General features: G+C 47.3%; 22 protein-coding genes and 1 rRNA gene. All 23 read left to right on the forward strand.

Features of this window, described 5'->3' with window-relative positions; genetic code table 11:
* Positions 1-104, forward strand: a 5S ribosomal RNA gene (rrf, locus tag ACWGOO_RS20900); the annotation flags it as partial.
* A 164-nt stretch (positions 105-268) separates the two neighbouring features.
* Complete coding sequence (locus ACWGOO_RS20905; protein ID WP_452486553.1) at positions 269-1,456, forward strand: GNAT family N-acetyltransferase; 1,188 nt, start codon at positions 269-271, stop codon at positions 1,454-1,456.
* A 569-nt stretch (positions 1,457-2,025) separates the two neighbouring features.
* Positions 2,026-2,490: a CtsR family transcriptional regulator gene (locus ACWGOO_RS20910; RefSeq protein ID WP_137060441.1), complete on the forward strand. Its 465-nt coding sequence runs from the start codon at positions 2,026-2,028 to the stop codon at positions 2,488-2,490.
* A 70-nt stretch (positions 2,491-2,560) separates the two neighbouring features.
* Positions 2,561-3,085: a UvrB/UvrC motif-containing protein gene (locus tag ACWGOO_RS20915; RefSeq protein ID WP_452486555.1), complete on the forward strand. Its 525-nt coding sequence runs from the start codon at positions 2,561-2,563 to the stop codon at positions 3,083-3,085.
* Positions 3,086-3,115: 30 nt separating this feature from the next.
* Positions 3,116-4,180 carry a protein arginine kinase gene (locus ACWGOO_RS20920; RefSeq protein WP_452486557.1) on the forward strand — a complete coding sequence of 355 codons (1,065 nt, stop codon included), beginning with the start codon at positions 3,116-3,118 and terminating at the stop codon, positions 4,178-4,180.
* 44 nt (positions 4,181-4,224) lie between these two features.
* Positions 4,225-6,669: an ATP-dependent protease ATP-binding subunit ClpC gene (gene clpC, locus ACWGOO_RS20925; RefSeq protein ID WP_452486559.1), complete on the forward strand. Its 2,445-nt coding sequence runs from the start codon at positions 4,225-4,227 to the stop codon at positions 6,667-6,669.
* 314 nt (positions 6,670-6,983) lie between these two features.
* Complete coding sequence (radA, locus tag ACWGOO_RS20930; protein ID WP_452486561.1) at positions 6,984-8,357, forward strand: DNA repair protein RadA; 1,374 nt, start codon at positions 6,984-6,986, stop codon at positions 8,355-8,357.
* A gap of 12 nt (positions 8,358-8,369) precedes the next feature.
* Positions 8,370-9,446, forward strand: a complete 1,077-nt coding sequence (gene disA, locus ACWGOO_RS20935) for a DNA integrity scanning diadenylate cyclase DisA (protein ID WP_452486563.1) — start codon at positions 8,370-8,372, stop codon at positions 9,444-9,446.
* A 54-nt stretch (positions 9,447-9,500) separates the two neighbouring features.
* Positions 9,501-10,241, forward strand: coding sequence for a CDP-diacylglycerol--serine O-phosphatidyltransferase (gene pssA / locus ACWGOO_RS20940; RefSeq protein ID WP_452486565.1), 741 nt, complete (start codon positions 9,501-9,503; stop codon positions 10,239-10,241).
* Between the two features lie 189 nt (positions 10,242-10,430).
* Positions 10,431-11,516 (forward strand): PIN domain-containing protein, encoded by a 1,086-nt coding sequence (locus ACWGOO_RS20945; protein ID WP_452486567.1) that lies wholly within the window; start codon positions 10,431-10,433, stop codon positions 11,514-11,516.
* Between the two features lie 70 nt (positions 11,517-11,586).
* Positions 11,587-12,285, forward strand: coding sequence for a 2-C-methyl-D-erythritol 4-phosphate cytidylyltransferase (gene ispD, locus ACWGOO_RS20950; RefSeq protein WP_452486627.1), 699 nt, complete (start codon positions 11,587-11,589; stop codon positions 12,283-12,285).
* Complete coding sequence (gene ispF / locus ACWGOO_RS20955) at positions 12,282-12,773, forward strand: 2-C-methyl-D-erythritol 2,4-cyclodiphosphate synthase (RefSeq protein ID WP_452486569.1); 492 nt, start codon at positions 12,282-12,284, stop codon at positions 12,771-12,773. The genes ispD and ispF overlap by 4 nt, the downstream gene beginning before the upstream one ends.
* A gap of 24 nt (positions 12,774-12,797) precedes the next feature.
* A complete protein-coding gene (gltX, locus tag ACWGOO_RS20960) occupies positions 12,798-14,258 on the forward strand; it encodes a glutamate--tRNA ligase (RefSeq protein WP_452486571.1) in 1,461 nt (486 codons plus the stop codon).
* A gap of 486 nt (positions 14,259-14,744) precedes the next feature.
* Positions 14,745-15,425: a serine O-acetyltransferase gene (gene cysE, locus ACWGOO_RS20965; RefSeq protein WP_452486629.1), complete on the forward strand. Its 681-nt coding sequence runs from the start codon at positions 14,745-14,747 to the stop codon at positions 15,423-15,425.
* A 24-nt stretch (positions 15,426-15,449) separates the two neighbouring features.
* Positions 15,450-16,853, forward strand: coding sequence for a cysteine--tRNA ligase (gene cysS, locus ACWGOO_RS20970; protein ID WP_452486572.1), 1,404 nt, complete (start codon positions 15,450-15,452; stop codon positions 16,851-16,853).
* A complete protein-coding gene (locus tag ACWGOO_RS20975; protein WP_452486574.1) occupies positions 16,850-17,308 on the forward strand; it encodes a Mini-ribonuclease 3 in 459 nt (152 codons plus the stop codon). Before cysS ends, ACWGOO_RS20975 begins: the two co-directional genes overlap by 4 nt.
* 59 nt (positions 17,309-17,367) lie before the next feature.
* A complete protein-coding gene (gene rlmB, locus ACWGOO_RS20980) occupies positions 17,368-18,114 on the forward strand; it encodes a 23S rRNA (guanosine(2251)-2'-O)-methyltransferase RlmB (protein WP_452486576.1) in 747 nt (248 codons plus the stop codon).
* A 4-nt stretch (positions 18,115-18,118) separates the two neighbouring features.
* Positions 18,119-18,640, forward strand: coding sequence for an NYN domain-containing protein (locus ACWGOO_RS20985; RefSeq protein ID WP_452486577.1), 522 nt, complete (start codon positions 18,119-18,121; stop codon positions 18,638-18,640).
* A gap of 177 nt (positions 18,641-18,817) precedes the next feature.
* The gene (sigH, locus tag ACWGOO_RS20990) at positions 18,818-19,462 is read left to right on the forward strand and encodes an RNA polymerase sporulation sigma factor SigH (RefSeq protein ID WP_016324748.1); all 645 of its coding nucleotides are present in this window, start codon (positions 18,818-18,820) and stop codon (positions 19,460-19,462) included.
* A 330-nt stretch (positions 19,463-19,792) separates the two neighbouring features.
* Positions 19,793-19,942 (forward strand): 50S ribosomal protein L33, encoded by a 150-nt coding sequence (rpmG, locus tag ACWGOO_RS20995; protein WP_452486579.1) that lies wholly within the window; start codon positions 19,793-19,795, stop codon positions 19,940-19,942.
* 21 nt (positions 19,943-19,963) lie between these two features.
* The gene (gene secE, locus ACWGOO_RS21000; protein WP_044647199.1) at positions 19,964-20,155 is read left to right on the forward strand and encodes a preprotein translocase subunit SecE; all 192 of its coding nucleotides are present in this window, start codon (positions 19,964-19,966) and stop codon (positions 20,153-20,155) included.
* Positions 20,156-20,177: 22 nt separating this feature from the next.
* Positions 20,178-20,711: a transcription termination/antitermination protein NusG gene (nusG, locus tag ACWGOO_RS21005; RefSeq protein ID WP_014278324.1), complete on the forward strand. Its 534-nt coding sequence runs from the start codon at positions 20,178-20,180 to the stop codon at positions 20,709-20,711.
* A gap of 73 nt (positions 20,712-20,784) precedes the next feature.
* Complete coding sequence (rplK, locus tag ACWGOO_RS21010) at positions 20,785-21,210, forward strand: 50S ribosomal protein L11 (RefSeq protein ID WP_007432595.1); 426 nt, start codon at positions 20,785-20,787, stop codon at positions 21,208-21,210.
* Positions 21,211-21,259: the final 49 nt, after the last annotated feature.

Consider the following 21,259-nt stretch of genomic DNA (forward strand, 5'->3'; position numbering starts at 1 on the left):
GCGGAGGGGTTCCACACGTACCCATCCCGAACACGACCGTTAAGCCCTCCAGCGCCGATGGTACTTGGACCGCAGGGTCCTGGGAGAGTAGGACGTTGCCAAGCAAAAGTAAGAAGAATCATGATCTCTTGAGATTATGGTTCTTTTTTTGTGCATTTTTACTATAACCGTCTGTTCCTAAGGTTGACAGGGAACCAAGGCTTTGCGACACTCTAAGGGCGTGATCTTTTTGTGGAAGTCCAAGTAATACGAGCGAGGTGACGAAGTTATGGAAATCAGACAATTACAACGTGAGGAATTTGAAGCTGCTATTGAGTTGTCTCAATATGCTTTTCAGTTTACAATGTCCCCAGAGGATCTGGAGAAATCCAAAAAGAAATTCAAACCAGAACAAACTTGGGGGATATTCGACGGAAATGACTTGAATGCGAAGCTGACTTTGCTACCGTTACAGGTATACATACAGGGTCGGATTTTTGACATGGGGGGCATTGCTGGTGTGGCAACGTGGCCGGAAAAGCGGCGCGGCGGTCTGGTTTCACGCCTTTTGACACATATACTTGCAGAGATGAAGACCGCGGGACAGAGCCTTTCTTTTCTACATCCTTTCTCCTTTTCCTTCTATCGTAAATTTGGATGGGAAACGTATATTGAATACAAAAAGTATATTATTTCGATCGATAAATTCCCTGCTAAGCTTAAAACCGAAGGTACAGTCAAACGGGATGTAAAAGATATTTCTGAGCTGAACCAAGTATATCAAGCATATGCTTCGCGTTATAATGGTACGCTGGTACGAGATAAGGAATGGTGGCAAGAGCGGACATTAAATAAGAACTACCGGACCGCAGTGTATTACTCTGAAGCAGGCGATCCTCAGGGATATGCACTCTACAAAATTGAAGATAAGCAGCTGAATTGCGACGAACTGGTATATATTAATGAGACGGCACGGCGGGCGTTGTGGACGTATTTTGCAAATCATGATTCGATGATAACCCAGGGTAAATTCATTTACATTCCGGCCGATGACAATCTGCCATTTCTGCTAGATAATCCGCGAATTCAGCAGGAAACAGTGCCTTATTTTATGGGCCGTATTGTAGATGCAGCTGCTTTTGTGGAGAAATATCCTTTTGAGGCACTTGGAGAGGAAACACGTTTGACCTTACATCTGACAGATCATTATGCTCCATGGAATGAAGGAATATGGACATTGACGGTCAACGCGGAAGGGCAAGGACATTTGGACAGAGTGGATTCAAGCAGTTCTTCCGAGGACGGTGTAGAAGCTGACTTGAGTGTGGGAATCCAGTCGCTGACCACCCTGATGCTTGGCTATCAGCGGCCTAATGATCTGTATAAGTGGAGTCGTATTACAGGGCAAGGTGAGTCTGTGTCTGCATTAGAACGTGTAATACCGGTAAAACAAACATTTTTGCTGGATTTTTTCTAATTGTAATGCTCTTAAATGTTCTTGAGTCTTCATTCTTTAGGGAGTCTGGCCTAAATAACTTGCATAAGGTGTGGCTGATTTTAACGGCATTTTTTCAGAACTCTTTCCGTAAAGGGAAGAGTTTTTCTTATACTTGTATAAAACATAATTAGATTGCGAAAAATGATATTGACCTCTTGGCAAAAATATATTTTGTGCTATAATGTGGATATAGTCAAAGAAAGTCAAAGTCAATGAAGCCTATTGCGCTTCTTTAGATTGGTGTGAATACGCTGAGCTTTTGGTCGTTATGATACATTGACACCAACACAGCATGAAAAGACAGACCTGATCTGTAGATAAACGTTCACTGTAATCTCATGAGCATGAGGGAAGGTGTATGATTTATTACGAATAAAGGTCACATTAGAAACTAAACGGGATGTTTTTAAGTGAGGTAAGAGGGCGAATTGCCCCGATACAGGCTTAGATTCGTGACTTTACCGTTCGGTTAAGTTCAATATACGGCGGACTCTGTGGAGCGTGAAATGTACTGAATATTTGCGTTTCCGTTAGTGGAGGATGATGAAATGCGCAATGTTTCCGATATTATTGAACAATATTTGAAGAGCATATTGCTGGAAAGTCCCAAAGGTTTAGTGGAAATTCAGCGCAATGATTTGGCTGATCGCTTTTCCTGCGTGCCGTCGCAAATTAATTATGTAATCAGTACCCGTTTTACGCTGGAAAAAGGCTATGTGGTGGAAAGTAAACGCGGTGGTGGGGGTTACATTCGCATTCAGCGAATTCAACTGCCTGCACAGCATGCGATCCATACGCATCTCCATCAAAGCATTGGAGAGGAAATTAGCCAATCGGCAGCGGAAGGATTAATTTATCAGCTGGAAGAAGCACACTTTTTAAGCAAAAGGGAAGCTAGTTTAATGAAGGCCGCTTTATCAAGGGACACATTATTGCTGAAACTTCCCTATCGTGACCAGCTACGGGCAAGGCTGCTTAAGGCTATGCTGATTTCGTTGCTGGTGGCCAGATAGCGTGTGACTCAAGATTAACGGTTTGGATGTAGGGATTTGTAAAAATCCTGACGCTGAAGGAGGTGCTTTTATGCTGTGCCAAGAATGTAATAAACGGCCGGCAACTTTGCATTTCACCAAAATTGTGAATGGCGAAAAGACAGAGTTTCATATTTGTGAGACGTGTGCGAAGGAAAAAGGGGAGATGCTCCCTGGAACACCTAACGGATTTTCGATTCATAGCTTGTTGTCGGGGATGTTGGATTTTGACTCCAGCACAAAGAGCCAGTCTCCAGGCCACAGTGGTCCGCAAAACCTGCAATGCAAGGAGTGTGGCATGACCTATGCACAGTTTAGTAAGCTGGGACGTTTTGGGTGCCCGTTGTGCTATCAATATTTTGACAGCCGTCTGGACCCTTTGTTCAAGCGTGTGCACGGCGGTACGAGCCATGTTGGCAAGGTTCCGGTTCGCACGGGAGGCCGATTGAAGGTCAAACGGCAAATTGACGATTTGAAAAAAGAGATGCAACAGCATATTGTACAGGAAGAATTCGAATTAGCCGCTGAGCTTAGGGATCAAATCAGAAAGCTTGAAAAAGAAATGACTGAAGAGTAAAGTTTTGTGAAGAGTAGGAGGGGATGCGTAATGCCCAATATCCGGTTTACGGAAAAGCCGCTAAGTGATTGGATGTGTGGTGAAGCTGCGGATTCGGAGATTGTCATTAGCAGCCGGGTGAGAATTGCGCGTAACTTGCAACATCTGCCTTTTCCCATGCTTGCTACCAACCAGCAGTCGGAAGAAGCACTTCAACGCTTGACGGATATCCTTCAATATGATGATTTAGGAAGCTTTGCTACCTTTCATACCCTGAAAATATCCGAGTTGGATGAGATCGACAAGCAGGTGCTGGTTGAGAAGCATTTGATTAGCCCTAATTTGGCGAACGAATCTCGTAACGGTGCTGTTTTGATTAGCGACGATGAATCGGTTAGTGTTATGATAAACGAAGAGGATCATCTACGGATACAATGCTTATATCCGGGATGTCAGGTTAGAGAAGCTTGGGAACGTGCTATGGTTATTGATGATGCATTTGAGGCACATGTCGATTATGCTTTTGATGATCTTAGAGGCTTTCTGACCAGTTGTCCGACGAATGTCGGCACAGGGATGAGAGCTTCGGTGATGATGCATCTGCCCGCATTGGTCATGACTCATCAGATTAACCGCATTTTGTCCGCTGTTTCACAGGTAGGTCTTACCGTTCGCGGTATTTATGGTGAGGGCAGCGAAGCGGTCGGCAATCTGTTTCAGGTATCCAATCAGATTACACTAGGACAGACCGAAGCGGAAATTATCGAAAATCTGCATGGCGTCGTGCTGCAAATTATAGAGCACGAACGTTCCGCCAGGGAACGACTGATGAATGAGTCCATGCTGCGGATTACAGATCGGGTGATGCGTTCATTCGGTATTTTGTCATATGCAGCGGTACTGAATTCTAAGGAGGCCGCACAGCGGTTGTCCGATGTACGTCTTGGCGTGGACTTGGGGATTTTGGAGCGTCCATCCACCGCAGCGATGAATGAGCTGAACGTGATGACGCAACCCGGATTTCTGCAAAAAAGCTTTGGTGATAAAATGAATACCGATGAGCGCGATATGTACCGGGCGAAGCTGATCCGGCAAAAATTAGGCACAACCCTTTAATATATAGAATGATCTTAAATACAAACTGTGGAGGTGCAGGATATATGATGTTTGGAAGATTTACGGAACGCGCACAAAAAGTGCTTGCCTTGGCTCAGGAAGAAGCTGTTCGATTGGGACACAACAACATTGGCACGGAGCACATTTTGCTCGGCCTCATTCGTGAAGGTGAAGGAATTGCAGCGAAAGCCTTGATTGGTTTAGGGCTAGGACTTGAAAAAATTCAGGATGAAGTGGAAACGCTGATTGGACGCGGTCAAGAACAACCGACGAACATTGCCTATACTCCACGCGCCAAAAAGGTCATTGAGCTGTCTATGGATGAAGCTCGTAAGCTGGGTCACACCTATGTAGGTACAGAGCATATTTTGCTCGGTCTTATCCGTGAAGGTGAAGGCGTAGCAGCCCGTGTACTGAACAACTTGGGCATCAGCCTGAACAAAGCACGTCAGCAAGTGCTTCAATTGCTCGGCAGTAGCGAGGCTGTTTCCAGCCATCATGGTGCTCCAGCTAATGTCAGCACACCAACGCTGGACAGCTTGGCACGTGATTTGACGGCATCTGCGAAGGAAAATAACTTGGACCCTGTGATTGGACGCAGTAAGGAAATTGAGCGTGTAATTCAGGTTCTCAGCCGCCGTACAAAGAACAATCCGGTTCTGATCGGTGAACCAGGGGTAGGTAAAACGGCAATTGCCGAAGGACTGGCGCAAAAAATCATTGCTAATGAGATTCCCGAAACGCTGCGTGACAAACGTGTTATGACACTGGATATGGGTTCTGTGGTAGCAGGCACCAAATATCGTGGTGAGTTCGAGGATCGCTTGAAAAAGATTATGGACGAGATTCGTCAGGCTGGAAATATCGTATTGTTCATTGACGAGTTGCATACGCTGATCGGTGCAGGTGGAGCGGAAGGTGCAATTGATGCCTCCAACATTTTAAAGCCTGCTCTGGCACGTGGCGAGCTGCAATGCATCGGTGCGACAACGCTGGACGAATATCGCAAATATATTGAGAAGGACGCTGCTTTGGAACGTCGCTTCCAGCCAATTACGGTAGATCAGCCTTCTCCAGAAGAAGCTATTCAAATCTTGTATGGCCTGCGTGACCGTTATGAAGCGCATCACCGTGTAAAAATTACGGATGAAGCCATTGAAGCGGCAGTAAAATTGTCAGACCGTTATATCACCGACCGCTTCCTGCCGGATAAAGCAATTGACCTTATTGATGAAGCAGGTTCCAAGGTAAGGCTGAATTCCTACACAGTACCGCCAGACCTGAAACAGCTGGAAAACCGTCTGGAAGATATCCGTAAGGAAAAGGATTCGGCTGTACAAAGCCAGGAGTTCGAAAAGGCGGCTGCACTGCGTGATACAGAGCAGAAAATTCGTGAAGAGCTGGATGTTACGAAAAACCAATGGAAAGAGCAACAGGGACGTACAGATTCCGAAGTAACACCGGAGGATATTGCTCAGGTCGTTGCGATCTGGACAGGCGTTCCAGTCAGTAAGCTGAAAGAGGAAGAAACTCATCGCTTGCTGAACATGGAAGAGTTGTTGCATGAACGGGTAATTGGGCAGGATGAAGCAGTTAAGGCAGTTAGCCGGGCTATTCGCCGGGCACGTGCCGGACTGAAAGATCCGAAGCGTCCAATCGGCTCCTTTATTTTCCTTGGTCCAACCGGGGTTGGTAAAACCGAGCTGGCACGTGCGTTGGCTGAATCCATGTTCGGAGATGAAAATGCGGTTATCCGAATCGATATGTCCGAATACATGGAGAAACATTCCACGTCCCGTCTGGTAGGATCGCCTCCAGGATATGTTGGATATGAAGAAGGCGGTCAATTGACTGAGAAGGTACGTCGTAAACCTTACTCTGTCGTACTGCTGGATGAGATTGAAAAAGCACATCCAGAAGTGTTCAACATTCTCTTGCAAGTGCTGGAAGATGGACGTCTGACGGATTCCAAAGGTCGTGTCGTCGATTTCCGCAACACACTCATCATCCTGACATCCAATGTAGGTGCACAGGCGATCAAACGTAACTCAACTCTGGGCTTTACAGCTGTTGTGGACGCTGGAGCGGATTACGATAACATGAAGGGCAAAGTGATGGATGAACTGAAGAAAAGCTTCCGTCCCGAGTTCTTGAACCGGATTGATGAAATTATCGTTTTCCATTCTCTCGAAGAAAAACACATCGCCGAAATCGTGTCGCTCATGTCCGAAGAGCTGCGTAAGCGCCTGAATGAGTACGAGGTTGATTTTGAGTTGACAGACAGGGCTAAGGCATTCCTTGTGAAGGAAGGCTTTGATCCGGCGTATGGTGCGCGTCCATTGCGTCGTGCAATCCAGAAGCATATCGAAGATCGTCTGTCCGAGGAACTGCTGACGGGTAATATCACCAAAGGCGATTCTCTATTTATTGATGAAGAGAACGGTGCATTGACCGTTACGAAAAAGGATAACGTGTCCGCGAAGTCCTGAGCATTATACTGAGCAGGCAATAAAAGTTAACGATAATCATCGGCTTTTGCCTAAAAAGGACAGAGGTACGATAGGTTAGCATAATAAAAGTGGTCCGAAAGGGTGCCTCGCAGGCTGAAAAGCTATGGCGAGGGCACCCTTTTTATGTATAAAGCACTGTGGAGTGGTTGGATAAGTGCTTTGGAAAAGTTTGTGATATCGCTTTACGTCCGCCAAGCTTCAATGGTAAACTTTTATTGTTACAGCTCTTTCCGGGCTGTGTGATGATAAATCCGACATTGATCGTTGTCAAATAAGGAGCCAAGGAACAAAGTATGGCTAAAGTGAAAACTAAATTTTCCTGTACGGAGTGCGGTTATGAATCGCCTAAATGGTATGGAAAATGTCCCGGATGCCAGGCATGGAATTCCATGGTGGAAGAAACGGAAAGCGTTGTAAAAACTCAAGGAATGGGTTCGTCCCTTCTTACTCATAGCACAAAAGATAAGCCGCTCCCTATTATCGAGGTGGAGAGTGGCAAAGAAGCACGAATTTTGACGGGAATTGGCGAATTGAATCGCGTACTCGGGGGAGGCGTGGTACCGGGTTCACTGGTTCTGGTGGGCGGTGATCCGGGGATTGGGAAATCTACGCTTATGCTACAGACATCGAATGAGCTGGCTTTAACCGGTTTAAAGGTGCTGTACGTGTCGGGTGAGGAATCGGTCCGTCAGACGAAGCTACGTGCAGACCGTCTCGGTGCCTTGTCCCCCAACCTATACGTATTATGTGAAACGAATTTGGTGACGATTGAAGAAGCGGTGGACAGCCTAAAACCGGAGTTTCTGGTGATTGACTCTATCCAGACCGTATATTTGCCTGAGGTGACGAGTGCGCCGGGGAGTGTAGCACAGGTACGGGAATGTACTTCACGTTTTATGCGGATTGCCAAGGGATTAGGTATTGCAACGGTGCTGGTAGGACATGTGACCAAGGAAGGGGCCATTGCAGGCCCGCGTCTATTGGAGCATATGGTCGATTGTGTGCTTTATTTTGAAGGAGAGCGCCATCATACGTATCGGCTGTTGCGTGCGGTTAAGAATCGCTTTGGCTCTACGAATGAAATTGGTATTTTTGAAATGGCTGAAAGCGGCTTGCGTGAAGTGTCGAATCCTTCCGAGTTGTTTCTGTCTGAACGACCGCTGGGGGTGGCTGGTTCTACTGTCGTCGCCAGTATGGAAGGAACACGACCAGTATTGGTTGAGCTGCAAGCGCTGATTGCGACCACACATTTTCCTTCTCCACGCCGAATGGGCACAGGGGTTGACCATCATCGAATGGGTTTGATTATAGCCGTGTTGGAAAAGCGGATGGGCATGTTTTTGCAAAATCAGGATGCCTATCTAAATGTAGCCGGGGGCGTAAAACTGGATGAACCAGCGGTGGACCTGGCTATAGCAGTGAGTATTGCTTCCAGCTTCCGGGATGCGCCTACCAAGCCGTACGATGTGATTTTTGGCGAGGTGGGGCTGACGGGTGAGGTGCGTGCTGTATCCAGAGCGGAGCAGCGTGTGCGGGAAGCAGAGAAGCTGGGTTTTAAACGGGTGATTATGCCGGAGAAGAGCCTGAAGGGCTGGACGCATCCGAAAGGGATACAAATTGTAGGAGTAGGAACGGTGGCAGATGCATTGGCAGCCGCATTAGATTAGGGGGCAATGAGAATGAAAGAAGCGAGCCAACTGGATAAAATGAATGATTTGCTGCGGCTTGTGGCACCGGGAACTCCCTTTCGCGACGGATTGGAAAACGTGTTGCGTGCCAAAACGGGCGCTCTTCTGGTCGTTGGCTATAGCCCGGAGGTAATGGAGGTCGTGGACGGCGGCTTCTCCATTAACTGTGATTTTTCGCCGAACTATTTGTATGAACTGGCTAAGATGGACGGCGCCATCATACTGAGTGAGGATTTGAAACGGATTTTATACGCGAATACACAACTGATTCCTGACTCTTCCATCTCATCGATTGAAACGGGAATTCGGCACCGGACAGCGGAGCGGGTTGCAAAGCAAACTGGCAAGTTAGTCGTATCCATTTCCCAACGGCGTAATATTATTACGTTGTACCAGGGAACGTTGCGATATGCGCTCAAGGAAATCGGGGTTATTTTAACGAAAGCCAATCAGGCCATTCAGACACTGGAAAAGTATAGATCCGTATTGGGGCAAGCCTCGACGAATTTGACGGCATCGGAATTTGAAGAATTGGTTACCATGCCTGAAGTCGTAAATGTTATCCAACGGATCGAAATGGTGCTGCGCATCAAAATGGAAATCAAACGATTTATTAACGAGCTTGGGAATGAGGGCCGTTTAATTAGCATGCAGATGGATGAGCTTGTCAGTAATATCGAGGAAGAGGCTCGGCTGCTGTATAGGGACTATGCCAAAGACGATAGCGATGAGAAAATTCGCGGAATTATATTGGGTCTCAAGCGTTCCACGGACGACGAGTTGCTGGATGTGAATCATATTGTGCGTTTGCTGGGTTACCCGTCTTCGGCTGCGACATCAGAAGAATATATCGTGGCGCGCGGTTATCGGGTGCTGAACAAGATACCACGTCTACCGAATGTGATCATTCACAATCTGGTCGAGCGGTTTGGACGTTTTCCGCATGTTATGACAGCGACGATTGAAGAACTGGATGAAGTGGATGGCATTGGTGAAGTCCGTGCGCGTACTATTAAAGAGGGACTCAAACGATTGCAGGAACAAGTTTTCATTGACAGGCAAATGTAAATGTAATACAGTGAAAGGATTATAATGGAACAATTCATACATTGAGGTGAAGAGATGATTACCAAATCAATTCCGAACATGTGTACCTTAGGTAACTTGTTTCTCGGAATGATCGCCATTTTATTGGCCGTAGACGGAAAATACAGTCTTGCCGCTATTATGGTTATTGTCGCCATGTTGTTGGACGGACTGGATGGACGAATAGCGCGGGCGTTGAATGCCCAGAGCGAATTCGGTAAAGAACTGGACTCTTTATCAGATATGATATCTTTTGGTGTAGCCCCCGCAGTTATTATGTACATGGTTGCTTTTCATGATGCTAATTCGGCTTTGGCCTGGACGGTTACGGCCATTTTTCCGATGTGTGGAGCGTTACGTTTGGCTCGTTTTAATGTACGTCCCGGTGTACCGGGTTATTTTACAGGCTTGCCGATCCCGGCAGCAGGTGGAGTGTTAGCGACTTTATCCTTGTTTCATAATGATGTCTCCCTGTTATACATGTCGGTTGCGATGCTGCTTGTCTCTTATTTGATGGTCAGCTCGATGAAATATCCAAATTTAAAAAAGGTTGGCCTTCCGAAGAAAGCGATCTGGATCGCTCCATGGGTTGTGGTTGCTGCGGTTGTGCTGGCGGTTAAATTTCCGGATCAATTATCGAAGCTGATTTTCGTACCGCTGGTGCTATATGCATTGTATGGCATGAAACTTAATATCCGTAAGCTGTCACGTAGACGCGGACGGGGACGTTCCACTCAGGAAGAACAGGATGATCAATATCGTCATTCACAGCATTAGTATTAGCGAAAAACAAATAAGCATTTATTTCCTTGAATCATTTCAGGGAGATAAATGCTTTTTTTATGCATAAAAAATCAAAAATATAGGGTTAGTTGCGCAGGAATTGGATCATACTGGTAAGGAGAGTGATGTATATCCAATAAATATCAGGATGTAAAAAGAAAACAAAGGAGGTATAGAGACTCAATGTGGAGAAAGGCTATTTTAACTTTTACAGGATTGTGCGGAGCATGGTTCGGCTATACGTTATACCATCGGGTAGGAGGTATCGTATCATGGCTCCCTCAGTGGTTGAGTGATGGTTCTTTACCGGGAATGGCTGTTTGGATGATTGCGGGAGCTGTGCTATTTATGGCTGGATGTTCGCTCGCCGGAACAGCTGTGGCGAATCGTTTACAGCAGGGAATCGAAGGTTTGGTACGGATTCCAATGAACGAGATGATGGCAGGTGCGATTGGATTAGCGGCGGGCTTGATCCTTTCCTTAGCGGTTTACCCGCTCTTGTCATGGCTGGAGGCACCAGGTCAACTGATTCAAACGGCCGTTACCATCGTATGCGGATATGTGGGTGTGATGGTTGGACTGGAAAAGCGAGACGAGCTGTCTTCATTTTGGAGTTCGGGATTTTTTGGTCGAGGTACGGGTGTGGAAGAACGCAAGCTGGAGGAACATAAAATTTTGGACACCAGCGTGATTATAGACGGACGTATTGCGGATATTTGCAAGACGGGTTTTATCGAAGGAACGATTGTTATTCCCGAATTTGTGCTGGAGGAGCTTCAGCATATTGCAGATTCGTCGGATTTGCTCAAGCGTAACCGCGGGCGGCGAGGTCTGGATATTTTGAACAAGATCCAAAAAGAGTTGGATGTAAATGTATTGATTTACGAAGGCGATTTTGAGGAGATTTCAGAGGTCGACAGCAAACTGGTCAAGCTGGCAAAGGTGCTACAGGGTAAGGTGGTAACGAACGATTTTAACCTAAATAAGGTGTGTGAGCTTCAAGGTGTATCGGTATTGAATATTAATGACTTGGCAAATGCAGTGAAGCCAGTAGTGCTGCCCGGTGAGGAAATTATGGTGCAGATTATCAAAGACGGCAAGGAGCATGGGCAAGGTGTGGCCTATCTGGATGATGGTACAATGATCGTTGTGGAAGGCGGTCGTGACTACATCGGTTCTCTGATGGAGGTGTTGGTAACGAGCGTACTTCAGACCTCTGCGGGCCGTATGATTTTTGCCAAACCGAAATTATTGGAAAAAGCTCAATAAACGCGGTATGATGAAGTAGATGTGTAATCATACGGATCGACCAGATGCGATCAAGGCAGGAGTCATTTCAATGAACAATCGGGTAGGAGTCGTCATTGTGGCAGCCGGGCGCGGCTCCCGTATGGGAACGCCGGAAAGCAAGCAATTTTTGCTTTTGCGGGACAAGCCCATCTTCATACATACACTTGAAATATTCGCAGCCATGCCCGAAGTGGATGAAATGGTGATGGTGACGGGGGCAGAAGATGTCGAGCGCTGCCAAGAGTGGATTCGTCAATACCGGATTGGCAAGGACGTACAGGTGGTGGCTGGTGGCAGTGAACGGCAGCATTCGGTATATCGTGGTCTGAGCCACCTGCAAGCAGATTGGGTGATGGTGCATGATGGTGTGCGCCCGCTCATTCAGCCTGAGCTTGTACGTTCATGCCTGGAAACAGCTCAGCGTACTGGTGCTTCTGTAGCGGCAGTACCTGTAAAGGATACAGTCAAGCAAGTGAACGGGGATGGTATCATTACGGCAACGCCGGATCGCCGAAGTCTGTGGAGCATTCAAACGCCACAGACTTTTCGTCTTTCCGATCTGCTGCGGGCCTACGAGAAAGCGGAGCAGGCAGGATTTTTGGGGACAGACGATTCGATGCTGGTGGAGCGATTAGGGATTCCGGTCACTGTCGTTCAGGGCAGCTACAAAAATATCAAAATTACCACGCCTGAGGACTTGGATATGGCGGAGTTATGGGTAAAGACAGAGGGAGAGGATATCAGATGATCAGAGTGGGACAAGGGTTTGACGTCCACCAGCTGGTGGAAGGAAGGCCGTGCATTATCGGGGGCGTGAATATTCCTTATGAAAAGGGATTGCTGGGTCATTCTGATGCTGATGTGCTGTTGCATGCGATTAGTGATGCCATTCTGGGCGCGCTCGGTCTGGGGGACATCGGGAAACACTTTCCGGATAACGATCCGGAATTCAAGGATGCCGACAGTCTCAAGCTGCTGGAGCATATATGGAGTTTGGCCAAAGAGCGGGGATATCGCTTGGGGAATATTGATTCTACGATTATTGCGCAAAAGCCCAAAATGGCATCTTACATCCCGCAGATGAATGAAGTCATCGCTCGTGCGCTGGAAGCGGAGGCCCCTTCCCAGGTGAACGTCAAAGCTACTACGACAGAGCAGCTCGGCTTTGCCGGGCGGGGTGAAGGGATCGCGGCTCAATCGGTTGTCTGTCTTGTTAAGGGTATGCTATCATCTTGAGAACTTAGATTTGGAGGAGATTTTATGAGCACGGAAGTTCGTGTACGCTATGCCCCAAGCCCAACAGGGCATCTGCATATTGGAAATGCCAGAACGGCATTATTTAATTATTTGTATGCTCGGAACCAAGGTGGCAAATTTATTATCCGTATTGAAGATACAGATGTGAAACGTAATATTGCAGGCGGGGAAGAAAGCCAGCTTAAATATCTGAAATGGTTGGGTATGGATTGGGATGAAAGCGTGGATGTCGGGGGCAAGTATGGACCTTACCGTCAGACCGAGCGCCTGGATATATACAAAACGTATTGGCAGGATCTGCTGGATCGTGGCTTGGCTTACCGTTGCTACTGCACCGAAGAAGAACTAGAACGCGAACGTGAAGAACAGACGGAACGTGGGGAGACACCACGCTACTCCGGGAAACACCGTGATCTGACGGAGGAACAGTGTCAGGCATTCGAAGCGGAGGGTCGTGTACCAAGTATCCGCTTCCGCGTACCAGAAGATCGCGAATATACATTTAATGATATGGTCAAAGGCCAAATCACATTTAATTCGAAGGAAAGCGGCGATTTTGTTATCGTCAAAAAAGACGGTATTCCGACATATAACTTTGCAGTGGCAGTGGACGATCATTTGATGGAAATATCGCATGTGCTGCGGGGCGAGGATCATGTCTCCAATACACCGCGACAATTGATGATTTTTGAAGCGCTTGGCTGGGAGCCTCCAATCTTTGGTCATATGACACTGATCGTGGGCGATGATCACAAAAAGCTTAGCAAACGCAACGAGTCCATTATTCAGTTTATGGAGCAGTACGACAAGTTGGGCTACTTGCCAGAAGCTGTATTCAATTTTATTGCGCTGCTGGGCTGGTCTCCGGAAGGCGAAGAAGAAATTTATGACCGGGAGCAATTGATTTCGGTTTTTGATCCCAATCGTTTGTCCAAAAGTCCGGCCGTATTTGATACGAACAAGCTTGCTTACCTGAACAATCACTATATTAAAAAGGCTGATCCTGAGCGAATTGCCAGCATGGCGATTCCTCATTTGCAGACAGCGGGACTTTTGCCGGCTGAATTATCTGCGGAGCAGCAGGACTGGGCCAAGGCTCTTGTTCGCTTGTATCAGGAACAAATGAACTCTGCGTCCGACATTGTGGTTTTGTCTGAGCTGTTTTTCCGTTCGCATCTGGAGCTTGATACGGAAGCTGCGGCTGTGCTGGCTGAAGAACAGGTTCCTGAGGTGCTTAATGCCTTTGCTGGCAAGGTGGAAGCGAGTGAGGAATTTACGGCTCCACAAATGGCCAAGCTGATCAAGGAAGTTCAAAAGGAAACCGGCTTCAAAGGGAAACAGTTGTTTATGCCGATTCGCGTGGCCCTTACAGGTCAAACTCATGGACGAGATTTGAATGAAACGATTTTTTTGCTCGGACGTGACAAGGTGCTGGACCGTCTCAGGGAACAAATTAAAGGCTGATACTCCTTGTCAATTTGTTGTCTTTTCGCTATAATGACTCCATTCATACGGATTGATATTTACGTGTAAAGGCTGAGAACAGGAGAAGTACACTGCATAAGGGCATTTACCAGAGAGGACGGCCGAGGGGAACCCCGGGCTGGAAGTCGTCCAGATGACCTGCGGAGGAAATGCGCCTGGGAGCCGTTCGCCTGAACCCTAATTAGCATCGACTGCTGATATGGCAAGGGTGTGCCGAATCGTTCTCGTTACCGGACGCCAAAGACGGGCTTCTCTGCTTATATGCAGCAGGTATGCCCGAAGCAGAGTGGGACCACGTTCATGCGTCTCTGCAGCTTAGGCTGCGGAGACGCTTTTTTCATTTTTATCAAATTCAAGCTCGTTAAAGATGAAGAATGTCGAAGTGTACTGGCGAATGCGAAGATTGGCGAAACATGGAGTTGTGTGAAGATGCGGCAAGGAAATGGGGGAAATAGGAGGGGCGACATGTTCAGACATATCAAATCCGACATTCAGACTGTTTTGGATAATGATCCGGCCGCCCGGAGTAAGCTGGAGGTTGTTTTTACGTATTCCGGCGTTCATGCCCTTTGGGCACACCGAATCGCACATTGGTTTTATTTGCGAAATTGGTGTACTCTAGCCCGTTTTATATCTCAGGTATCGCGGTTTATGACAGGGATTGAAATCCATCCCGGCGCTCGTATCGGAGATCGGCTGTTCATTGACCATGGCATGGGAGTTGTCATTGGGGAAACCTGCGAGATTGGTGATGATGTCGTATTATACCAGGGGGTCACTCTTGGAGGGACGGGTAAAGAGAAAGGGAAGCGCCACCCTACGATTGGGAATAATGTGGTTATAGGCTCCGGGGCCAAGATATTAGGCTCTTTTACGATTGGGGCGCAGTCCAACATTGGCTCCAACTCAGTTGTGCTAAAAGAGGTACCGCCAAACAGTACGGTGGTGGGTATCCCGGGACGGGTTGTCAGACAGGACGGTAGACGTCCAGATCGACTTAGTCACCAGCTACCCGATCCGGTCGTGGATTCTATGCGGGAGCTTCAACTGGAATTAGAACGATTGCGTGCAGAAATGTCTGATTTGAAGGATGGGCAATCCAATCAGCAACATCAGGTGACTCAAGAGAATAAATTAGAAAAATGATTTTCATGAGGGAGGAACATAACAATGCCGCTTCAAATTTATAATACAATGACGAGGAGTAGGGAGCCTTTTGTGCCACTGGAGCCTGGAAAGGTTAAAATGTATGTATGTGGACCTACCGTGTATGATTACATTCATATCGGGAATGCACGACCTGTAATTGTGTTTGACGTGGTGCGCAGCTACCTGGAGTATTTGGGCTATGACGTGAATTATGTGGTGAATTTTACGGATGTCGATGATAAACTAATCCGCAAGGCTCGGGAACTTGATATGGATGTTTCGGCCGTTGCCGACAAATTTATTGCGGCGTATCATGAGGATTTGGCAGGATTGAATGTCCCAGCAGCGAGTATGAATCCCCGTGTAACCGAGAGTATGGACCTGATTATCGATTTTATCAATCAACTGGTAGACAAAGGCTATGCCTATGAAAATGATGGCGATGTGTTCTATCGGACCAAGAAATTCCAATGCTACGGTCAGCTGTCGGGTCAGAATCTGGAGGCGCTTCAGTTCGGGATTCGCATTAATGTGGATGAACGTAAGGAAAACGCTGAGGATTTTGTACTCTGGAAGGCTGCCAAGCCGGGAGAAATTTATTGGTCGAGTCCTTGGGGCAACGGCCGCCCGGGCTGGCATATCGAATGCTCTGCTATGGCTCGCCACTATCTGGGGGATACGCTGGATATTCACGGGGGCGGACAGGATTTGCAATTCCCGCATCATGAATGCGAATGCGCACAATCCGAGGTGATTACGGGTAAGCCATTGGCCCGCTACTGGATGCATAACGGATATATTCGCATTGATAATGAAAAAATGTCGAAATCACTCGGTAATGGTATTTTGGTTAAAGATTTGCGCGCTCGTCACAAGCCTGAGGCTTTACGTTATTTTATGCTGTCGACGCATTACCGGAATCCGTTGAACTACAACCAAGAGACGATGAGTCAGGCGGAGAACAGTGTCGAGCGGATTGCCAATGCAGTTGCCAATGTGAAGCATCGTTTAGCTAATGCGTTGAAAGGTAATGGGGAAGTATCGACGGAGCTGAAAACGAAGCTCGACGGAATTTTGCAGCAGTTTGGAGAAAAAATGGATGACGATTTCAATACACCTGATGCGATCACTGCTCTATTCGATTGGGTTAGCGAAGCAAACCATTTGTTGCAGCGCGATGTCGTACATCAGACGGAATTGCAGGCTGTACTGCATACTTTTCATGCGATGAACAACGTACTTCGTATATACGAGGAACCGAGAGAAGAGTTGTTGGCCGATGAAATTGAACAGTTGATTGCGGAACGTGTCGAGGCCCGCAAAACCAAGAACTGGGGCAGAGCCGATGAAATTCGCGATCTGCTGGCTGCTAAAGGAATCGTGCTTGAGGATACAGCACAGGGTATGCGGTGGCGGCGAAAATGAGTGATAAGCCATTGAACACGGGAGCTTCGGAAGTTGCGGGAAACTGGTTCCCGTATCCTGCGTCCAAGCCGGCCCGCCTGATGCCGCCGATTGCGCTGGCTTACATTGGCGATGCCGTGTATGAGGTCGCGGTGCGACAATATTTGCTGGCGCAGCCCAATCTGCGCCCGAACCATTTACATCGACGAGCCACAGGGCTAGTCTCCGCCAAGGCGCAGAGCCGTATGCTCGCGCTGCTGGAGACGGTGCTGACGGAGGAAGAACGTGATATTGTCAGACAAGGCAGAAATGCCAAGTCAGGAAGCCTGCCCAAAAATGCTGATGTGCTTGAGTATCGTCATGCTACTGCGCTGGAGGGACTGTTCGGCTTTTTTTATTGTGACGGACGTTTGGACAGAATGAGAGAATTGATTACGTACGGCATTGCACAAATGGAAAATACAGAAAAATCTTAATTGGGAACGAGCGGATCAATTGCGTCAAGCATCCGCCGTTTCTCGGGAGGAAGCTAGATATGGAAGAAGAATGGATTGCCGGTAAGCATTCGGTAACGGAGGCGCTTCGCTCAGGCAGAACGATAAATAAAATATGGATTGCGGATAATGCACAAAAGCACCTGACATTGCCTATTACGGCTGAGGCTAAAAAAGCGGGGATCATTGTTTTACAGGTAGACAAGCGTAAGCTTGATCAAATGGTTCCGGGAATACAGCATCAGGGAGTGGTTGCGCAGGCTGCACCTTTTGCCTACGTTGAAGTGGAAGAATTGCTCGCAACTGCCCGTAGTAGGGGAGAAGAGCCGTTTTTGATCCTATTGGATGAGATTGAAGATCCACATAATCTGGGGTCGATCCTTCGGACAGCGGACTGCACAGGGGCACATGGCGTAATCGTGCCGAAAAGACGTTCAGCGGCAGTAACTGTAACGGTGTCCAAAACATCGGCGGGGGCGGTTGAGTACGTTCCGGTGGCGCGTGTGAACAATTTGGGGCAAACCATCGACCGTCTCAAAGAGGAAGGCGTATGGGTAGTCGGCACAGATGTGACAGCTACGGACCCGGTTTTTGGAAATGGTGTATTCACAGGGCCAGTAGCTATCGTCATTGGTAACGAAAATAAAGGGATAGGCCGTTTGATCCGTGAGAAATGTGACGTACTCGTTAAGCTGCCGATGGCTGGGCAAATCAATTCCCTGAATGCATCTGTAGCCGCAGGTGTCGTGATGTACGAAGTGTTGCGCGGACGACAGGCACGGGGCTGATGATATGGCTGACACGCGGGATGTTCTGCTTGTGGACGGTTACAACATGATTGGAGCCTGGCCCGAACTTTCCGCACTGGTACAATCTGGTATGCAGGAAGCGAGGGACAGACTGCTTGAACGACTCGCGGATCATCAGGCGTATTCCGGCAGAAAAGTCATCGTCGTATTTGATGCTTACCGGGTGCCAGGATTGGGTAAAACGTATGCCCAGAGTAAAGTCCAGATTTATTTTACAAAAGAAAAAGAGACCGCTGACGAGTGTATCGAGCGATTGGTTCGGGAGCTAAGCAGCCGGAGAAGAAGCATTTATGTAGCAACAAGTGATCAGGTGGAACAACATGTTGCTTTTGGACAAGGAGCGCTCAGGGTGTCGGCGCGTGAACTTCTGATCGAGATTGAGGAATCTGAAAAGGAAGTGAAAAAGCGGATAGAGCAGGATAGCGCTAAGTTGTCCCGCAATTCGCTGGATGCCAAGCTGAGCCCGGAACTTCGAAAGCTGTTTGAGCGCTGGAGAAGAGAATAGTCCTGAGAAATGTAATCCATTAATTGGAAACCCCTCCATTTTGAAACCATTGACAATTTTGTTAGCGCTCTTCTTTTTTAGGTTGTTGTGGTTGACGGTATCAGGTTACATCGCGTATACTTGTCGTATATTTGAGAGAGTAACGGGTATCTTGCGTTGCAGCCGGAGGGATTGTTAGTGAGTGTGGACCTCAAGGATATCATGTTGTCAAAGTTTGATTACAAAAATGATGAAGACATTGTCGGAGCAGTCCATGAAGGTGATGGGGAGGCACTGGAGTTTCTGATTAATAAATATCGGAACTTCGTGCGGGCCAAGGCCAGATCCTACTTCCTGATCGGCGCTGATCGCGAGGATATTATTCAGGAGGGCATGATTGGTCTCTACAAATCTATTCGTGATTTTAAGGGAGACAAGCTTGCTTCGTTCAAGGCTTTCGCCGAGCTGTGCATTACAAGACAGATTATTACGGCAATCAAGACGGCCACACGACAAAAGCACATTCCTCTGAATTCCTACGTATCTCTGGACAAGCCCATTTATGATGAAGAGTCGGATCGGACGTTACTGGACGTGATTTGCGGAACACAGGTAAGTGATCCTGAAGAGCTGATTATCAATCAGGAAGAGTTTGTAGGCCTTGAGGACAAGATGTCTGAGATTCTGAGCGAGCTGGAACGGAAGGTACTTATGCTGTATCTGGACGGACGTTCATATCAGGAAATTGCCGAGGACCTTGACCGCCACGTGAAATCTATTGATAATGCGTTGCAACGGGTCAAGCGCAAACTTGAAAAGTATTTGGAAGTAAGGGATAGCTGAAAGTAGAGGTTGGTAGGGAAATGGCTCGAGTCCGAGCCTTTTTTTATTCCTTAAGGGCAGGATATGCAGGTTTATATGTGTCAAGAATGATTTATACTGAAAAAGATGAATAATAGATATCGCATGGATCTTGGAGAGGTTTTTCAGAGATGATTTTAAAAGGATGAACAGATGTTAAAATGCACCACAGCCGACTGCGAAATGTATGCAAACATTCGTTGACATGGAAAACCGCGTGTGATAAAGTGTTTTAGGTAGGCCTAAATTCGCGGTTTTTTTAGGATCAATTATGAGACTTCCGGTGTTGGATGTCTTCGGGAGGTGCACATCATGCGGGTAATTATTACTTTGGCTTGTACAACATGCAAACAAAGAAATTACACAACGACGAAAAACAAGCGTAATCACCCCGACCGCATGGAGATGAAGAAATTCTGTAAGTTTTGTAACGTACAGACTTCTCATCGGGAAAGCAGATAGTTTTTTGGAGGTGTAGTCGGCGTGAAACGCAGTTTCAAGTCTCTGTTTTCCTTTTTCTCTGAAAGCTGGGCTGAACTCAAGAAGGTTCGCTGGCCCAATCGTAAAGAACTGACCAACTATACGCTGATTGTCATTGGGACGATTGCGTTTGTCACGATTTATTTTTGGGTTCTCGATATCGGCATTTCCGCTGCGATCGAAGCGATTATCTAGGAAGGGTTCCAGGTGGCTTGATATGGAAAAAAGATGGTACGTCGTTCATACCTATTCAGGGTATGAGAACAAAGTCAAAGCCAATTTGGAGAAACGCGTTGAGTCCATGGGCATGGAGGACAAGATTTTCCGCGTTCTTGTTCCAATGGAAGAAGAACTGGTAACCAAGGACGGTAAGAAAAAGACCGTTATGCGTAAAGTTTACCCTGGTTATGTCTTGGTCGAAATGGTTCAAACCGACGACTCTTGGTATGTTGTGCGCAACACACCAGGTGTTACGGGATTTGTAGGATCAACAGGCTCGGGTTCCAAACCGACAGCTTTGCTTCCAGAAGAAGTTGAACAGATTCTGAAGCATATGGGCATGGTAGAGCCGAAACCGAAGATTGAATTCGATGTTAAGGAATCCGTGCGAATTAAAGTTGGTCCTTTTGCGAATTTTGTGGGCTCCGTGGAAGAAATTTTGGTTGAGAAGAGCAAGCTTAAGGTTCACGTCAACATGTTTGGACGGGAAACCCCGCTTGAGTTGGATTATACTCAAGTGGAGAAAATATAGATTTTTCTTACAGGTTTCTTGTGGGAGGATCATTAGGTCCGTCTACCACTATTGAGTCAAGGAGGTGTCATCCGTGGCAAAAAAGGTAATCAAAATGGTAAAACTGCAGATCCCTGCAGGTAAAGCTAATCCAGCGCCTCCAGTAGGTCCAGCTTTGGGTCAAGCAGGTGTCAACATCATGGCATTCTGTAAAGAGTTCAATGCTCGTACTGCTGATCAAGCAGGCCTGATCATCCCGGTTGAAATTTCGGTGTTTGAAGATCGTTCTTTTACGTTCATCACCAAAACTCCACCGGCTGCTGTGCTGTTGAAAGTTGCTGCTAAAATCGAAAAAGGTTCCGGTGAACCGAACAAAACGAAAGTTGCAACTGTAAATCGCGCTGCCGTTCGTCAAATTGCTGAGCAAAAAATGCCTGACCTTAACGCTGCTTCTGTAGAATCGGCAATGCGTATGGTTGAAGGTACTGCTCGTAGCATGGGTATCACCATCGTAGACTAATTTTTATTAGTCTTCGTGTGCCGGCAGTTTGCCTGTCCGGCAAGTGTGG

This window comes from Paenibacillus sp. NPDC055715 (assembly GCF_053617595.1).

What these genes read in the sequence shown, in the direction of transcription:
- clpC (WP_452486559.1), top strand. Translation starts at nt 4,225, where the DNA reads ATGATGTTTGGAAGATTTACGGAACGCGCACAAAAAGTGCTTGCCTTG.
- disA (WP_452486563.1), top strand. Translation starts at nt 8,370, where the DNA reads ATGAAAGAAGCGAGCCAACTGGATAAAATGAATGATTTGCTGCGGCTT.
- rlmB (WP_452486576.1), top strand. Translation starts at nt 17,368, where the DNA reads ATGGAAGAAGAATGGATTGCCGGTAAGCATTCGGTAACGGAGGCGCTT.
- cysS (WP_452486572.1), top strand. Translation starts at nt 15,450, where the DNA reads ATGCCGCTTCAAATTTATAATACAATGACGAGGAGTAGGGAGCCTTTT.
- ACWGOO_RS20985 (WP_452486577.1), top strand. Translation starts at nt 18,119, where the DNA reads ATGGCTGACACGCGGGATGTTCTGCTTGTGGACGGTTACAACATGATT.
- ACWGOO_RS20945 (WP_452486567.1), top strand. Translation starts at nt 10,431, where the DNA reads ATGTGGAGAAAGGCTATTTTAACTTTTACAGGATTGTGCGGAGCATGG.
- nusG (WP_014278324.1), top strand. Translation starts at nt 20,178, where the DNA reads ATGGAAAAAAGATGGTACGTCGTTCATACCTATTCAGGGTATGAGAAC.
- ACWGOO_RS20975 (WP_452486574.1), top strand. Translation starts at nt 16,850, where the DNA reads ATGAGTGATAAGCCATTGAACACGGGAGCTTCGGAAGTTGCGGGAAAC.
- ACWGOO_RS20905 (WP_452486553.1), top strand. Translation starts at nt 269, where the DNA reads ATGGAAATCAGACAATTACAACGTGAGGAATTTGAAGCTGCTATTGAG.
- rpmG (WP_452486579.1), top strand. Translation starts at nt 19,793, where the DNA reads ATGCGGGTAATTATTACTTTGGCTTGTACAACATGCAAACAAAGAAAT.
- ACWGOO_RS20910 (WP_137060441.1), top strand. Translation starts at nt 2,026, where the DNA reads ATGCGCAATGTTTCCGATATTATTGAACAATATTTGAAGAGCATATTG.
- cysE (WP_452486629.1), top strand. Translation starts at nt 14,745, where the DNA reads ATGTTCAGACATATCAAATCCGACATTCAGACTGTTTTGGATAATGAT.
- gltX (WP_452486571.1), top strand. Translation starts at nt 12,798, where the DNA reads ATGAGCACGGAAGTTCGTGTACGCTATGCCCCAAGCCCAACAGGGCAT.
- ACWGOO_RS20915 (WP_452486555.1), top strand. Translation starts at nt 2,561, where the DNA reads ATGCTGTGCCAAGAATGTAATAAACGGCCGGCAACTTTGCATTTCACC.
- ispD (WP_452486627.1), top strand. Translation starts at nt 11,587, where the DNA reads ATGAACAATCGGGTAGGAGTCGTCATTGTGGCAGCCGGGCGCGGCTCC.
- ispF (WP_452486569.1), top strand. Translation starts at nt 12,282, where the DNA reads ATGATCAGAGTGGGACAAGGGTTTGACGTCCACCAGCTGGTGGAAGGA.
- ACWGOO_RS20920 (WP_452486557.1), top strand. Translation starts at nt 3,116, where the DNA reads ATGCCCAATATCCGGTTTACGGAAAAGCCGCTAAGTGATTGGATGTGT.
- pssA (WP_452486565.1), top strand. Translation starts at nt 9,501, where the DNA reads ATGATTACCAAATCAATTCCGAACATGTGTACCTTAGGTAACTTGTTT.
- radA (WP_452486561.1), top strand. Translation starts at nt 6,984, where the DNA reads ATGGCTAAAGTGAAAACTAAATTTTCCTGTACGGAGTGCGGTTATGAA.